This is a genomic window from Haladaptatus sp. AB618, assembly GCF_024136965.1.
Classification (GTDB): Archaea; Halobacteriota; Halobacteria; order Halobacteriales; family Haladaptataceae; genus Haladaptatus.
Map to the genome: position 1 here is coordinate 1 of NZ_JAMYJX010000017.1, position 15129 is coordinate 15129.

14 protein-coding genes are annotated in these 15129 nt (G+C 51.0%); 9 read left to right on the plus strand and 5 right to left on the minus strand.

What is annotated here, in order from left to right; translation table 11 throughout:
- Positions 1-304: 304 nt before the first annotated feature.
- Positions 305-1207 carry an aldo/keto reductase gene (locus NKF26_RS23735; protein ID WP_253227499.1) on the minus strand — a complete coding sequence of 301 codons (903 nt, stop codon included), beginning with the start codon at positions 1205-1207 and terminating at the stop codon, positions 305-307.
- Positions 1208-1489: 282 nt separating this feature from the next.
- Here NKF26_RS23735 and NKF26_RS23740 point away from each other — a divergent pair, with 282 nt between their 5' ends.
- Both NKF26_RS23740 and NKF26_RS23745 read left to right on the plus strand, forming a co-directional pair.
- Positions 1490-2170 carry a DUF4336 domain-containing protein gene (locus NKF26_RS23740; RefSeq protein ID WP_253227500.1) on the plus strand — a complete coding sequence of 227 codons (681 nt, stop codon included), beginning with the start codon at positions 1490-1492 and terminating at the stop codon, positions 2168-2170.
- A 313-nt stretch (positions 2171-2483) separates the two neighbouring features.
- Positions 2484-2810: a hypothetical protein gene (locus tag NKF26_RS23745; RefSeq protein ID WP_253227501.1), complete on the plus strand. Its 327-nt coding sequence runs from the start codon at positions 2484-2486 to the stop codon at positions 2808-2810.
- Positions 2811-3997: 1187 nt separating this feature from the next.
- Here NKF26_RS23745 and nhaC read toward each other — a convergent pair.
- A complete protein-coding gene (gene nhaC / locus NKF26_RS23750; RefSeq protein ID WP_253227502.1) occupies positions 3998-5464 on the minus strand; it encodes a Na+/H+ antiporter NhaC in 1467 nt (488 codons plus the stop codon).
- Positions 5465-5976: 512 nt separating this feature from the next.
- On the opposite strand from nhaC, the gene NKF26_RS23755 reads away from it, so the two are divergent.
- The 6 genes from NKF26_RS23755 (at position 5977) to NKF26_RS23780 (ending at position 9846) form a co-directional block, all read left to right on the plus strand.
- Entirely contained in the window at positions 5977-6363 is a 387-nt protein-coding gene (locus NKF26_RS23755; RefSeq protein ID WP_253227503.1) for a lamin tail domain-containing protein, read from the plus strand.
- A 220-nt stretch (positions 6364-6583) separates the two neighbouring features.
- Positions 6584-6760 carry a hypothetical protein gene (locus tag NKF26_RS23760; RefSeq protein WP_253227504.1) on the plus strand — a complete coding sequence of 59 codons (177 nt, stop codon included), beginning with the start codon at positions 6584-6586 and terminating at the stop codon, positions 6758-6760.
- Between the two features lie 53 nt (positions 6761-6813).
- A complete protein-coding gene (locus NKF26_RS23765; protein WP_253227505.1) occupies positions 6814-7041 on the plus strand; it encodes a hypothetical protein in 228 nt (75 codons plus the stop codon).
- Between the two features lie 936 nt (positions 7042-7977).
- The gene (locus NKF26_RS23770) at positions 7978-8202 is read left to right on the plus strand and encodes an SWIM zinc finger family protein (protein WP_253227506.1); all 225 of its coding nucleotides are present in this window, start codon (positions 7978-7980) and stop codon (positions 8200-8202) included.
- 133 nt (positions 8203-8335) lie between these two features.
- On the plus strand, positions 8336-9280 hold the full coding sequence (locus tag NKF26_RS23775; protein WP_253227507.1) for a VOC family protein: 945 nt from the start codon (positions 8336-8338) through the stop codon (positions 9278-9280).
- Between the two features lie 20 nt (positions 9281-9300).
- Entirely contained in the window at positions 9301-9846 is a 546-nt protein-coding gene (locus NKF26_RS23780) for a YdeI/OmpD-associated family protein (RefSeq protein ID WP_253227508.1), read from the plus strand.
- Positions 9847-10358: 512 nt separating this feature from the next.
- On the opposite strand, the gene NKF26_RS23785 is transcribed toward NKF26_RS23780, so the two are convergent.
- The 3 genes from NKF26_RS23785 to NKF26_RS23795 form a co-directional block, all read right to left on the minus strand.
- Positions 10359-11204 carry a mechanosensitive ion channel family protein gene (locus NKF26_RS23785; protein ID WP_369682189.1) on the minus strand — a complete coding sequence of 282 codons (846 nt, stop codon included), beginning with the start codon at positions 11202-11204 and terminating at the stop codon, positions 10359-10361.
- Positions 11205-11285: 81 nt separating this feature from the next.
- Entirely contained in the window at positions 11286-12332 is a 1047-nt protein-coding gene (locus NKF26_RS23790; protein ID WP_253227510.1) for a YihY/virulence factor BrkB family protein, read from the minus strand.
- 55 nt (positions 12333-12387) lie between these two features.
- A complete protein-coding gene (locus NKF26_RS23795) occupies positions 12388-12627 on the minus strand; it encodes an amphi-Trp domain-containing protein (protein ID WP_253227511.1) in 240 nt (79 codons plus the stop codon).
- Between the two features lie 336 nt (positions 12628-12963).
- Here NKF26_RS23795 and NKF26_RS23800 point away from each other — a divergent pair, with 336 nt between their 5' ends.
- Positions 12964-14208 carry an inorganic phosphate transporter gene (locus NKF26_RS23800; RefSeq protein ID WP_253227512.1) on the plus strand — a complete coding sequence of 415 codons (1245 nt, stop codon included), beginning with the start codon at positions 12964-12966 and terminating at the stop codon, positions 14206-14208.
- The last annotated feature ends 921 nt before the right edge of the window (positions 14209-15129 follow it).

The following is a 15129-nucleotide window of genomic DNA, read 5'->3' on the forward strand; positions in this document are numbered from 1 at the left end:
CACGAACTGATTCACGCGTGGCAGTACCAACGAGTTCGGCGACGCGGATCACGGCACAACGTTCACTCGGTGGACGGACGCCCTCAACACCTCGAAATACTGCGAACCCTTCACTGCACCCAAGTGGTGGCTCGTGTACGAGGACTGCGACAGTCGGAGTGCCCGGTATCGATGCTTGAAGATAGTCCGCACCGGAGCAGTACAGCTGTAGTGAGTGCGGTGGTTCACTCCGTGTCGAGGAGGGCGACGGCCACTAACCAATTCTTGTTTAATACTGCTTTTGCATTTCTGGATGCTGTGTTGATTAGGGAGCGGGAACCGGTGATTCGTGATCACGTCCAGCTTCACGCAGTCGCTCTTGTTCAGCCTCGTCGAGCGGTTCGTATTCGTTCGCTGCTTCAAGAATGTCCGGTACGAGATTCGGATCGCCAGCGCTCGGGATGGTGGTCATGCCTTGCGAGAGCGCGTAGCGGAAGCAGTCAACGAGTTCCTCTTTCGTATCGTACGGTTCATACCAAGTCGAATAGGGGCGCTCGTCCTCGGAAAGATCCTCGGGCCATGATTGTTTCGCGAAGCCTTTGATGCAGAGGGTACCGAGACCGCGCTCTTGGGCGAATTCGAGCACCGATCGGTAATCGTATTCAGGACCTTTCTTTGAGTCGAGTGTGTAGTTGAACGGGAACATAACCGATTCCAGTTCGGGGATTCGTTTGATACTGGTGCGAATGATGCTCGGATCACCGTGGCTCGTCAGGCCGATGTGACCGATAAGCCCCTCCTCTTTCGCTTCCTTGAATGCCTCTAGCGCGCCGGGATCATGGTCGCCTTGAGACATCTCTGGGTGATAGTTGCCTGTGACCGTGTCCAGTTCATCATAGCGGGTTAATGCGTGGAACTGATAAAGATCAATGTAGTCGGTGTCGAGGCGCTCCAATGACTTGTGGAGTTCTCCCCAAGCGCCGTAGTAGGTACGCTCTTGGGTCTTGCACCCGAGGAAGATTTCGTCGCGGTGTTCGTTCAGCTTAGGGGCCAGTTTCACTTCGGCGTCACCATAGGTTGGAGCGACGTCGAAGTGGTTGACACCCGCATTGAGAACATCCTCCACCATTTGATTCGCTTCGTCTTGTTCGAGGAAATTCAGCGCGATGGCGCCAAACGTCAGGATCGAACTGTCGTGACCGATTTCGCCGAGTGGTCTAGTTTCCATATATCCTATATTGGCTGGAGGTCACAAAATTCTATGTCTATCATCAAGATACTCTGAACAAGTATGCGAGATGCAATTTGATTTGTGAGCGTTTGGTACGTGGCTTCCCGTGCAGGCCGTGCGTAAGAGCGAGGAGGAAGAAATTATCGAATTAACCCCAATGTGAACAAAGTGTGATGCTTCCACATCGGTCAAACCGACCGGAACAAACGATGAACGGAATTAGCAAATTGACTCCTATTTGTACCGAATCTCTTTCTATCGTTGCACCGATTACAAGATATGTTCACCGAGCTGGCTTCAAACATATTCGTTCTCTCAGAACCGTTATCATTCTACGGGCTCCAGATCGGTCGGAATATGGTTGTCATTCGTCTCCCGAATGGTGATCTATTCATAAACTCCCCAGCATCATTGACTGATGACAGAATTTCGACATTGAAAGATTTCGGGAGAGTGAGATATGTGGCACCATCGAGTAAACTCCACGGTCATCTCCACATGGAAGACTACAAACATGAATTTCCAGATGCTGAGTTATTCGCTGCACCTGGCCTTGATCGTCGCCGTACAGATCTTGTATTCGATGGTCTTCTTGGCAGCACCCCCGACGAACGCTGGAGTGATGTTATCGACCAGGCGGCGTTCCTTGGCTCCTTTTGGATTACCGAAATCGAATTCTTTCATCGACCAAGTAAGACACTGATCATCGGTGATATCTGCTACAATCTCGGGCCGAAAACTCCGCTCAAAACAAGGCTTGCCACACAGCTTCTCGGCATGTATGGTGATCTATCTGTCCCCCTTGATCTTCAGCACATGATGAAGAATAAGGCCGCAGCACGCCACTCAATCGATCGAATCCTTGAGTGGGACTTCGAACGAGTCATTGTCGGCCATGGTAACGTTGTCGAGCACAATCCAAAGCGAAGGTTTCGTGAGGCGTTCGATTGGCTTTACTGACCAAGTAAATCCGAATTCTGCATGACTGCCGCCCTCTAAATAATTTTACTTGATGCTGTTGAAGGTACGTTCAACCCTGGGACCGACCCCTATCAACCGGGCGACGACGTACAGGTCTACGTCTCCGAGACTGATCTCGACAGCGAAAACCACGGGAAAGAAGATACCATCACAGATGTCTTGCATGACAATCTCGGAGAAGAGACTGGGCGCGAACTGGATTCCTACAGCTGCCTCATCGAAATCGATGTTGGTTCCGGCATCGTGACTTGGTATCGGTATCACAATAGGCGATCACCGATACTCCACTGCAATGGACAACAACGAACGCAAGCCAACGTGGTTACAGACCGAGATGCACTCGAAGTCAACGAGGATCGCCTACTCAGTGCGTGGCTCACATGACGTTTTTGTGAACCTGACGAAGGAAGTCACCCAAGAGAGTGATGTCGATGTTGTTCTCGCATTCGAGATCGACGAGGCCATAGACGAATTCGACTATGACGGACGCCATCCGGAGACGATTGAGACCGGTGGCAGCACTCGAGAACTTGATCTCATCATCGGTGGTCCGGAGAGCGATTACGATGATGGTGAGAGCGAATTGCTCTATGCGCGTCCCAACGACGAATTCGAATAATGTCTCCCAATGGAGCGCGTACGCAGAGCGCGCTCTGAATGGTTTCTTTTGTGTGAGAGTGCTACCCTCTCACTAGATCGCGATCACCCATACCAACGATTGCTATTCTGTTCGAATCCCGATTACGCGACGCTCTTCGGGATTCTTCTTGCGAATCTCTTCTAGGCCAGCCAATTCAGAACCTCATTTGACGTCCGACGTGACCACCTGAGTTCCTCCGCAATTTCACTCGGCATAAGGATGTCAGTATCGAAAACCGTGAGAAGCCATTGGGCGCACAGGAACGCTTCTCACGGGTGTCGGGAAGGAACACCACTTCAATCACACCCATGGGATGAAGGGCCCGACAAACTGTGCTATTCTTCCCGCTTGAATCAGCTTTTTGGCTGGATACTTGTGAAATTAAAATCTAGTTTATTTTCACACACTATACTTGTTCACTCGGAATCGATGTCTGGCCGCGACATTCTCGACATCTACAATCAATGAACGCTGACGGAATTGCCTGTAAAGCGATCAAATGAGAGCCCACCATCGGATTCGGAAGTAAGGGTTCTGGTGTGCTTTATTTCCGACCGGATAGATCTTCGTCGTCAATTGTTCGTCCTCGCTCACGAAGATTATGGAGAGTGGATGCGGTCTTCGAACGCAGCAAGTGTCTCATTGTCAAATCCTTTAATGAGAGCATCAACGCTCAGTGCTATCCTAGCAAGGCGATCCCAACAAGCAGCGGGGGGTCTTCCACCCATGCTGCATACAATGCGCGTATCAATCACGCAGCGTTCCCAATCTCGATGTTACGTACAACTGAGATAGACCAAGCAGGGAAATAGACGAACATGGCGCTAGAACAGATACTCACAGTCGAACAAGTGGCCAAAACAACGAGCCAATCGGGAGAACAACTCTGCAAAGACCGCGAGGCCGCAGCGAAAATGTCTAGCAACATCGAAGACAAATAGTGTCACGTCTTTTCATGATTAGTACTAGGTCGACGAATACGATAGATCAGCTACTCGTTCATACTGATGGTCTAACGGAGTCGAGAATTCGTCTTCACCGGTGGTAGTGTCTGTTTTACATTCTCTTGGATCAAAATCTGACCCGGAAGGTCTACGCCGTGAGCACGACACCGGGACCATGCCCACAGATGGGTCGGATTGAGAGATGACAGGACTGCGGCACGGTCAATCATCAACTGGGGTACTCTGTCCTACTTTTGCTGAACTCTCTGAAGGAGATTCACGATGCGTAATGCGCCATCCAGTCAGTCCCATAAAGAAGAGAATTGCAGGTGAGAGGAACCCAAGGAAATAGTATGGCGCATAGGAGAGCGTGGAGACACCAAGAACACCAGCCATATACACACCGCCCGCATTCCAAGGAATGAGCGCACTTGTCGTCGTCCCGGCAGCTTCGACAGCTCGTGCGAGATTTCGGTTTTCAAGATCGTACTCGTCATAGAGGCCTCGAAGCGTCATACCGGGGATGACGATGCTCATATATTGTTCAGCAGTCAGTAGGTTCATCGTAATCGATGAAAGACCAGTTCCAATTGTGAGGCTCTTTTTCCCACTAATAATTCGACGCATGTGATAGGCCAGTGCGGCAAGAATTCCTGTTCGTTCTAGTAATCCACCGAGTGAAAGGGCGGCTGCAACGATGGTAATTGTCCACGCAGATCCAATAAGGCCACTGGTCCCCAACAATTCGTTTACGACTTTTGCACCCGTGTGTGGGGCTGTTCCATTCTGTGCGATATCCCAGGCTTTCGTAAATGAAATTCCCTGAGTCAGTATCATTGTCCCTGCACTCGCAAAAACACCCGCCACAAGCGATGGGAGAGCTGGGTAGCCGTATAGTGCAAATGCAAACGTAATAAGGAGTGGAAGGAAGACGAGAGGTGTTACCGAGTAGGTGTGCAGAATCGCGGTTCGAATCGTCTCGACTTTGCCAACCGGGATTGTACCCGTAAATTGGAACCCAAGTACAGTATATCCAAGAAGTGAAAGTAAGAAGGCGATTCCAGTACCAACACGCATCGTACGGACATGGGTCATCAATTCAGTATTAGTCACAGCAGCAGCAAGGTTAGTCGTATCTGAGAGAGGGGAAACTTTATCTCCGGTATATGCGCCAGTAAGAATTGCTCCGGCAGTCATCGGTGCAGGGATGCCCAGACCGGTTCCGATTCCCATAAACGCCACACCGAGCGTCCCAGCAGTCGTCCATGATGAACCGATTGTGAACGCGATTATTATGGAGAAAATGGCCGTGAGTGGTAGAAAGATCCCTGGGGAGAGTAATTCTAGCCCGTAGTAAATGATCGCCGGTATCGTTCCAGCTGCGGTCAATGTGGCAATGAGCATATAGATCACGAACAGGATCAAAATTGCTTGCATTCCCATTCGGAGTCCATCAACGATACCCTCGTACATTTCTGCCCAAGAGATATTCAACCAATACCGCCCGACAAGACCTGTGAGTGCAATACTCCAGATTAACGGCATCTGAGGATCAAGACCAAGAGCGATTGCTCCGACCCCTAAAAATAGAACCATACCGGCCACTGGAGTTAGCGCCTGACCAAGCGATGGTCGCCGATCAGGTTCCAAGTCCTCGTACGTCCGTGGTTCAAGTGTTAACTTAACCATGTAGGTCTGCTATTCACTAACACTATTTGAATATATTCATCCTTATCTATGAATGGGTAATATATTGACAACTGATGACCGATTATAGTTTTTATCGTTTATGAATTTGGCCAACTATTTAATATTCTCACAAATTTAGATGTGAAGGGATAAAGTACTAATCGATAACATCATGGTCTCAAATAATATCGCCTAGGTTGAAATTCGGATACCGGAGGGGTTTCTACAGCCGCTTATGAATTTAGGCGGCAAGAGGTCGGCATCACGCTGGATAGAGAGCGTTCATGCATAATTCTCTCGGTCCATTTTTGAAACAGCTACTCGTTATATTCTGGGTACCTACCACTGGGTCTGGCAGGAACTACATAAGTCGGGTTTCGCATCCGACGCTTTCGAATGCTGATCAAGGCTACGTCCGCTGTACGACTACTCCCGAGCAACTGCAGACCGATTCTCGAGTCGTCTCAACCGTTGAAAAACCGAACCCAACAATCGACACCCCCGCGTCATTTATGACTGAAGCTGGCAATCCTGGCGCACAACTGACCTCTGAGCAGCCAGAGGAAGAACCGATTGTGATCACCGACATTCGATCGAATCAGGACGGAGATCTCAATAACGAGTACGCCACCCTCAAGAATGATGGTGATTTGAATATTGACATGACAGACTTCATCCTCAGCTTCGAAGACGGTCGTGGACAAAACTATACGTTCGGCGATTTTACTCTCGGAACTGGCGAGTCAGTTACTGTACGAAATGGGAGTGGGGAGGATACTCAGTCGACTCTCTATACCGGGTGGAACCTTGCAGTTTTGAACAACAGCCACCCCGATACCGTAGTGACCGCTAACGACGAGAATAACATCTTCGACGAAAAGTCGTACCAACCAGCCTAAAGTCAGTGCTGGAAAGCAATCGACTTCGCAGAAACCGAATAGAATATGCTTGGAGCAGAGGGACACACTATCCGCTTATCACTTATTTGTTGAGTCAGACCAACCTCGTTGATTGATCTGCGCATCTGACGAAAGATGTCAATATCTTCAATTCATCCCCCTAATGGATTTAGAGGTTCACTAATAGGTTGTTTGCACCGACGATATAACCAAGGAACTGATGACCTGCACCTGCCCGCACCACGTTCACGGCAACGCCGTCTGCAAACACATGGCTGCCGTTGAAACCGCAGCTGATGACGGGACGCTTGACGCATTCCCATCGGAGACGACGATGCTGAACCCGAAGGCTGCGACTGTGACGGTCTCGACGGCTTCCCGTGCTGGCCATGCGTGAGAACCAGGCGGAAGGAACTGCCGAACGAACCACAACTTCAGCTGTTTTTATCCATGGCACGCCAACTGACGTTCTCGGATAGCATCGACCAGCGAACGCTCACCGAAAGCGCAGATACAGCGAGTGACGATACCCCCGAGACACCGACGGCTCTTCACGACCGAGCACAACAGCACGCAACGATCGTCGCCGCCGAGCACTTCCCAGAGCTGCCGATCGAAACGATCGACTTGAAGGTGTCCCACCGTGCGAAACGGCAGGCGGGCGTCACGAAGTTTTAATTTACGAACAAAGTGTTGTTTATATATCAGTTGGAATAACGGCAATGAGTCGCTCCAGTTATCAGCATCTACCCGGATTTGTTTTTCGATTTTCCTCGTCGCTAGCTCTGTCTTTACTGTGCTCACATTCGGTGCAATTGTTTGAGAATTCCCTTCATCCGTCATAAATCAGAGCGGAGTAATTACACAGTGAGAACGGTCTTCGCGTCATTTCTCATGTGGATCGGAATGATTGATATTACGATTGGCGGACCACTCTTTCTCTCGGATATAGAAATAGCGGGAAGAATGTTACAATCGCTCCATTCTCTTGGAATTCGTCCTGTGTTGTCCGTGTTTTCGATACTGGACGAAACTGACTAACAAGAGAAAGCCCGTTACAACGGCAAAGCCAGCCCCCATATAGGTCGCCCTCACGGCAAAGATTAGTCCAGCGAGAAAGAGGGTCATCAATGCGCAGGATTGAGAGATGCGATACGGTTCTTCGACTAATATCACGTGAAGGTTCCGGCGAAGAGAAGGGGACCTACTCATCGTTCAGTAATCTGTAGTCAAACCTCATTATCGTTTGCAATCTGCGCCCCCTCGCCGTTTCTGTGGTTATGGTATAGCAAGAATGCCGGTTGTCCCCGACAACTGGACTGACACAGAGTCATCCAATGAAATGCTTTACTCGATTGGATGGTTTGTACTCGCGCTTTTCGTCTTCAGCACCGCTCCCTTTCTGTTCTCATTTCACTATACGAGATCGCTCACATCCACGCTGGTCATCGTCTCAATTGGAATAGGAATCGCATTCGGAACTATTCTGGTCTATCTCTTACAAATGATCTCGTTCAATTCTTCTTCGACGTCGATATCCCCGGACTCCTCACTGTCACTAACGAGAGCCACGAGAACCCTGCTAACCACCAATACGTCGTCTCCATTGACGACGTGACTCACGAACTGATGGCCTGCACCTGCCCGCATCGCGTCCACCGGAATGCCTTCTGTAAGCACATGGCCGCCGTCGAAACCGCAACCGACGGCGGGACGTTTGAGGCCTTCCCGTCGAAGGAGAACAACGATGCCGAACCAGAGGACTGCGACTGTGACGGTCTCGGGGACTTCCCGTGCAGGCCGTGCGTGCAAACGGGACGGACAGAACTGCCGAACTAACCACCGCTTTAGTCTTTTAATATATCTAATTTTAGGGAGAAATGGATACACCGGTAGTGCTGATTCACTTTCATTGCACTTGGCGCGTTTATATGACGCTTGCTAGCCTGTATCTACTGTACAGGAGAAGGGCATGACATCAAATACTGAAACAGAAAATGCGGTCGAATCCAGGCAAAAAATCACCCCGAACCTCTGGTTCGATGACCAGGCAGTGGAAGCCGCAGAGTTTTACACCTCCGTATTTGAAAACGCGGAGATTAAGGACACTACCCATTACCCAGATGCCGGACAGGAGATAACCGGCAGGGAAGCCGGCAGCGTGATGACGGTTGCCTTCCAGGTTGAGGGGTTCACGTTTGTCGCGCTCAACGGCGGGCCAGAGTTCAGTTTCAACCCGTCGATATCGTTTTTCGTGAGTCGAGAAACAAAAGAGGAAATCGATGAGCTATGGGAACAGCTTGTCGATGGGGGGGCAGTGCTCATCCAGCTTGATGAATACCCGTTCAGCGACTATTACGGTTGGGTACAGGATCGATATGGTGTCACGTGGCAGCTCATCCTCCCCGGCAACGAAGGCGACTGGCGACCGGATCTAATGCCGTCCCTCATGTTTACACAGGATAACGTCAACAAAGCCGAGGAAGCTGTCGATTTTTACACCGATGTCTTCGCAGATACCGAATTGGGCCACCTAGAACGGTATCCGGAAGACACCGGTCCAGCCAAAAAGGGAGCGCTTGCCTACGGAGATTTCAAAGCTGAGGACGTCTGGCTGGCGGTTATGGATACTGGTGTCGAACAGGACTTCGCGTTCAACGAAGCCATCTCCCTCATCGTCAACTGTGACACCCAGGACGAAATCGACGAACTCTGGGACGCACTCAGCGCAGTACCCGAGGCCGAGCAGTGTGGGTGGCTGAAGGACAAATACGGCGTTTCATGGCAGATTACGCCGACAATGTTGAACGAGCTACCGGACGACGACTCAGAGGCCAGTGCGCGCATGATGGAGGCGCTACTGGAGATGAAGAAGCTCGACATTACAGAATTGCAATCTGCATATGATGGAAACTAAGCTGCGTTAACCAAAGTACAATGTCAAAATCAAAAATCAACTTTACCGCTCAACTGGTTACAATCGGCTCGCGGACAGTCCTCAGGCTACCTGAGCGCGCGAGTGAGAAGCTCCCATCACGTGGCATGGTAATGGCCCGCGGAACCAACAACGGGTTCCACTTTCAGACTCCACTTGAACCGGACGGTGAAGGAAGCCACTGGTTCGAAGTCCCCAAATCTCTGTGTGAAAACGCTGGAGCAGACGTTGGCGACACTGTAACACTGGAGATTGAGCCGGTAAGTGAATGGCCGGAACCCACGGTGCCAGCGGACTTGGAGAATGCTCTTGCAGACCATCCAGAGGCACAGACTCTCTGGAATGATATCACAACGAAAGCACGCTGGGAATATATCCGCTGGATCCGCTCCGCTAAAAAGTCCGAGACACGCGAGCGACGGAACGAGACTGCCTGTTCGAAACTGGAAGACGGTCAGCGCAGACCATGTTGTTTTGACAGCAGCGCCTGCACCATACCCGATATATCGAAGGGTGGGGTACTTATTGAACCGATGGAAAATCGATGACATGGGACGCCTGCGACTCGCACGGTTGAGAGCAATTCAGTGAGACCGTCCGGCACGAACTCATTCATTCCTGACAGTACCACGAGTTTGGCGACGCGAATCACGGGCGAACGTTCACCCGGTGGATGGACGTTCTCGATACCTCGCAGCACTGCGAGCGCTTCACTACACCAAAGTGGTGTGGTGTGTGAGGACGGTGACGTTCGGATTGCACGGTATCGGCGCTCGAAGACAGTTCGTAACTCCGAGCAGTACCGCTGTAGTGAGTGCGGTGGGTCAATCTATGTCGAGGAGGGTGACGGTCCCTAACTAATTCCCATTTAACTAGTTCTCGAGATAAGGAGCAGATACGAGGACGATTTTCACGGTCTGCTGCTTTCTGACTGAGTCCTTGCTATCGCTCCGACTTGAGATAAGAGTCTGCACTCGTTAGTATTGTATACTAACTCTCCGTGACTCTATCGCTGTAGCGCACCCCAAGCAGAAGAGCTATTACGAATGTTCGTCGCACGCTACTCCGAGAGTTCGATCGACCCTTCAAGCGTTCGAACCGGATAGGGCATATCGATTGCCTCAGCATCAAGTCGTTCTTTCACTGCTTGTACTAGCTCTGACCGAATGCGCGTAAAGTTTCCTCGCCCAGGCTCACCGATCCAAAAGCGAGTTTGCAACCCGACATATGAGTCAGCGAGTTCAGTCACCCGAATATCGGGTGCTGGATCTGCGAGAATTTCATTGTGCTGTCGTGCCTCGTCGAGAATCACGTCCTTTGCATGGTCGATATCGTCATCGTAGCCGATTCCAAAGACGAATTTCTGCCGGAGCTTATCATAGGCCACTGGATTCTTCACCGCATCATTCGCCAAATCACCATTTGGAACCGTAATTCGCTCGTTATCGAACGTTCGAACTCGAGTCACACGCAAATCGATGTCCTCGACTTGGCCCTCGCCACCGCTCCACTCTATCCAATCACCGACTGTGAACGGCCGGTCTTTGAGGATGAAGATTCCAGCAACGAAGTTGCCAAGGAGTTCCTGTGCGGCGAACCCGATTGCGAGGACGATAGCACCAGCGAAGACACCGAATGCGGCGATAACGCCCTCGAAGCCAGCGACCGTGAACGCAAGCGCGATAGCAAGTACCCAAACAAGTACACCCGCAATATTCTCGGCCAGACTGCGAACAGCAGGATCATGTCCCTGCTCTTTCAGCACTCGTGTGAGCAGTGGAATAAGGACACTCCGTCCGATCAGATATACCACGACGAGTGTTACAAGGAACAGTGCGGCGGGAATCACGTAATTGCTGACAACGGATGAAGTCGTGAGTGTGTTATTCGCTTGCAACGGGACCATTGAACCGCTGTCCAGGCCAAAATTCAGTATCATAATTCAAATCGAAAATCGAAGAGGCGTCTAATGAGTGTTTTGCCCACATTAGTCTGCTTTTTCATCGCTGTTTTCAGTCCATCGCACTCGAATTTCGTATTGCGTACCATCGTCCGTTTTCGATATCTCTTCAATCAACTCGACTGTAGCAGGTTGCTTCGTAATTGAGTTCAAGAACGATTCATCGGCTGGAACTTCTATTGCTTCCATGCGCTCATAACGTCCGAACACTCGTTCGCGAATGAGGCGAACATACCGAGCAGCTTCATCGCGGGTGAGCGTTCGTTGTCGGGTTTCTGTCTGTTCAGCTGCTGTTTCCGTTCGGTGTGAAAGGACGGAATTCAACACTGCCCCAATGAGTAGTACCAACCCACTGAAATAGAGCCACGTGACTAAGAGAAGCACCGCACCAAGCACACCCGAAGCACTTGACCCAACTACTTGCACATAGATCTGAAACAGGCCCTGAAGTGCTGTCCATCCCACGGCCGCAAATATTGTTCCAGGAAGCACCTCACGCGGTGTGGTTTCGACGCCAGGAAAGAGATAATACATCGGGAAAAATGCGATGACGAGAGCCACGATTAACACGAGTGGATTGAGCAGTTCGATAAATGGAACTGCAGGAAAAAGGGCGAGCAGTGTGCCTGCAACGATCGTTGCAATCACGGCAAATCCAATCGCGAACAAGACGATGAGTCCATCACGTATCTGGTCGAGAATGGAATCATCGGTTTCAGCCACATAAATCTCGGAGAAAGCAGTATCCAATCCCCGGAAGAGCTTCAACGCCCCCCATGTAAGCGTTAGAATCCCGACAATGGACGCACTCGCTCGTCCTTGTTCACTCTCGAGAGTTGTTTTAGCGAGATCACCGATTGCGGGAGAAAGGGAATCTGCAAAGTTGATCACTTGGGTTTGCAGGTTGGTGCTTCCAATCGCTGCAAACGCTAGAAACGCAAGAAGAAGCAAGGGTAGAAGAGAGATAAATGCGTGGTACGCAATACTCCCAGCGAGAAACGTTACCCGCTTTTCCTGTATTTCAGTTTGAACTGACCGAGCGACTGTGATACCATTCTGAACTGATGGGGACATAATCGATAAAGATGGGCCGATCTCAAGATTCTATCGACGATACACAATTGTTCTCTTACTCGGGTTTCCAGTCCAGTTTGATGTTCACCGATTCGCGACTCCCACGAAGTACCGATGACGATTCTCGAGTACCAATTTCGTAGCCCACAGAATCTGCTGGTGAGAGCGTCACAGTCTTATTGCCGACATCGATGTTGGCATCCCCACCCTCTCGGAGTTCGTGTGCAATTGCTTGCAATCGATCAGCGACCTCTTCTCGCGAGATTTTATCTTCGTGGAGTATTTTGTCGGACATCGAGAGTAGCTATCTCAAATCGCTCAGATAGCTGTTTTGGGCAAAAAGTTCGGGTGAAGATGAATGCAAATACCAATCAGCATCTTCTACCAATTGCCTAACAACCTCCCGAATAGACCAGCTCATACAACCTGTCTCATTTCTAGAAGAGGCTATCAGCTTGTGGCAGCACCGACGACACTAAAGATTGCTCCAATACAGATGGCTTTGAACGTCGTAAACCATGTCGCAGCAAATGTGTCTGGTGCATCGAAATGCAGGCTGGACAGTGCCATCTCTGAGCTGGCTTCGTGGATTTTATATAGGAGTCAGAAACGTTGATTTAGCGGGAAACCAATGGTATCAGTCCTAACCGTCGCCGGTGTAGTCGTCGCCATATTCGTTGGCTTCAATATTGGTGGCTCATCGACGGGTGTCGCGTTCGGTCCGGCAGTCGGCTCGCGTCTCCTACGGAAGGCGACCGCAGCAGCCCTGTTCGTTGGCTTTGGCTTTCTCGGCGCATGGACTGTCGGTCGAAACGTCATCGCGACGATGAGCAGCAGTATCATACCAGCAACCCAATTCACGCCTGCTGCGAGCGTCGCCGTCTTGTTCTTTACCGGCGCATCGCTCCTTATTTCGAATCTGTACGGTGTTCCAGCCTCAACTTCAATGACAGCCGTTGGCGCCATCGTTGGACTGGGCCTCGCGTCGAACACGCTCAATCAGGCACTGATGTTTACTATCGTCTCAGCATGGATCGTCGCGCCGCTGATCAGCCTCAGCATCGGAATCGTGGTCGGGCGTTACCTCTACCCGTACCTGGATCGCTATGTCGCGTTCACAAAGTTTGATCTCCACTTCATCCAAATCGACCGTTCTGGGACGATTCCCCGCCTTTACCTGAATCCGAACGCGACACGACAGGATATCCTTGGATCACTCTCGGTAGTTGTCATTGCGTGTTACATGGCGTTTTCGGCGGGGGCGTCAAACGCGGCGAACGCTGTGGCTCCCCTCGTCAGCGAAGGAGGATCGCTCACCGTCAACCAGGGTGTCTTGCTCGCGGTCGTAGCCTTCGGTCTCGGCAGTTTCACCATCGCCCGTCGCACGTTGGAGACGGTCGGAGACGATATTACAGAGCTCCCCATTCTCGCCTCACTGATCGTCTCCATAGTTGGTGGCACAGTCATCACAATTTTGTCCTACTTCGGGATCCCGGCGAGCCTCGCAGTAAGTACGACATCGACGATTATTGGACTCGGATGGGGTCGAGCAAGCCGAGCAGCGACAATCGTGGAGTTTGCGACGCCAGAACGGGAACATCCGGATTTAGAGGTTTCGACAGGAGCGCTAGTCACCTCCCGTGCTGAGGATATGCCTGCAAGTCCAACGATCGGTGATATTGCCCGTCACGAGGAACCGGCAGAGAAGCCGGAGGAACTACCAGACGTACCTAACGTTGGTGCAGAGGGACCGGTGGATCTCGATCAGCGGAGCCTGTTCGACTCCGCGGCGGCCAAACGTATCGTTACAATGTGGGTGTTGACGCCCTCGCTAGCGGTTGTTGCCTCCTATCCAGTATTTGCATTTCTGCTGTGAACGTGGTTTAGCCGATCTCACGTAAACAATATTGACGACGTGACTGGCAAACTGATGGCCAGTACGTGTCCGCACCACGTCCACCGGAACGCATTCTGCAAACACATGGCCGCCGTCGAGAACGCAACCGACGACGGAACGCTCGAATCCTTTCCGTCCGAGGACGACCTCGATAAATGTCACGCGAATCGTCCCTCTAGTTTCGCTCATGACGAACGCCCCAATTACTTATCCGTATTGCAGCCTGTTAGATGATGTAATGCAACCCGCAGATTTTCCGCAATCTCAGTCGGAAATCGCCGACGATCTCCCAGCTATCGATTGTAATGCGTGCCAATCTGCTCTCGACCCTGATAGCCAGCAAGCCGTGTCATTTCTCCTCCTGGATCATCTTCGAATTCCTGTGCTCAGTTGTGATGAGCATCTTGAGCAGTTCACTTCGATCTGTGGACTTACCTCTAATGACACAGCGACGCTTCTTCATCACCAACCCGCTGGTGGTATTTCTTGTCCTGGCTGTCGCTTCGCGTCGTATTCTGCAGCCCAATCCATAGTCTCCGTCCAAGACGGAGCAATTGTACCCATTGCATGTCCGGAACACCAGTCAAAGATTATTCAGCGCTTTCAGACAGGGCTGCAGACACACCAACAGCTAACGTCTAGTCTCGGTACGACTACTGGCTCCTTACTGTGAATTCTACCATACTTCGGAGAACAAATAAGACTACAGTAGGGATGACCGAGATACGTCGGAAGACGGCGTGCACGGTGGGCAATTGATCACACCCATCCCATAGACGCAACGAGGATCACTCCATCATAGCAGAAACCAGAACCTACAGGACCATCCCGAGCACCAGTGTCCTTATGACACAAACCGTCAACGAACTCCGCAACGAAATTCGACAGGCTGTCGGGAGA

Bases quoted from the DNA above. Each gene is read 5' to 3' on its own strand.
- NKF26_RS23745 (WP_253227501.1), top strand. From the start codon at position 2,484: ATGGACAACAACGAACGCAAGCCAACGTGGTTACAGACCGAGATGCAC.
- NKF26_RS23785 (WP_369682189.1), bottom strand. From the start codon at position 11,204: ATGGTCCCGTTGCAAGCGAATAACACACTCACGACTTCATCCGTTGTC.
- NKF26_RS23790 (WP_253227510.1), bottom strand. From the start codon at position 12,332: ATGTCCCCATCAGTTCAGAATGGTATCACAGTCGCTCGGTCAGTTCAA.
- NKF26_RS23780 (WP_253227508.1), top strand. From the start codon at position 9,301: ATGTCAAAATCAAAAATCAACTTTACCGCTCAACTGGTTACAATCGGC.
- NKF26_RS23735 (WP_253227499.1), bottom strand. From the start codon at position 1,207: ATGGAAACTAGACCACTCGGCGAAATCGGTCACGACAGTTCGATCCTG.
- NKF26_RS23775 (WP_253227507.1), top strand. From the start codon at position 8,336: ATGACATCAAATACTGAAACAGAAAATGCGGTCGAATCCAGGCAAAAA.
- NKF26_RS23755 (WP_253227503.1), top strand. From the start codon at position 5,977: ATGACTGAAGCTGGCAATCCTGGCGCACAACTGACCTCTGAGCAGCCA.
- NKF26_RS23740 (WP_253227500.1), top strand. From the start codon at position 1,490: ATGTTCACCGAGCTGGCTTCAAACATATTCGTTCTCTCAGAACCGTTA.
- NKF26_RS23765 (WP_253227505.1), top strand. From the start codon at position 6,814: ATGGCACGCCAACTGACGTTCTCGGATAGCATCGACCAGCGAACGCTC.
- nhaC (WP_253227502.1), bottom strand. From the start codon at position 5,464: ATGGTTAAGTTAACACTTGAACCACGGACGTACGAGGACTTGGAACCT.
- NKF26_RS23795 (WP_253227511.1), bottom strand. From the start codon at position 12,627: ATGTCCGACAAAATACTCCACGAAGATAAAATCTCGCGAGAAGAGGTC.
- NKF26_RS23800 (WP_253227512.1), top strand. From the start codon at position 12,964: ATGGTATCAGTCCTAACCGTCGCCGGTGTAGTCGTCGCCATATTCGTT.
- NKF26_RS23760 (WP_253227504.1), top strand. From the start codon at position 6,584: ATGACCTGCACCTGCCCGCACCACGTTCACGGCAACGCCGTCTGCAAA.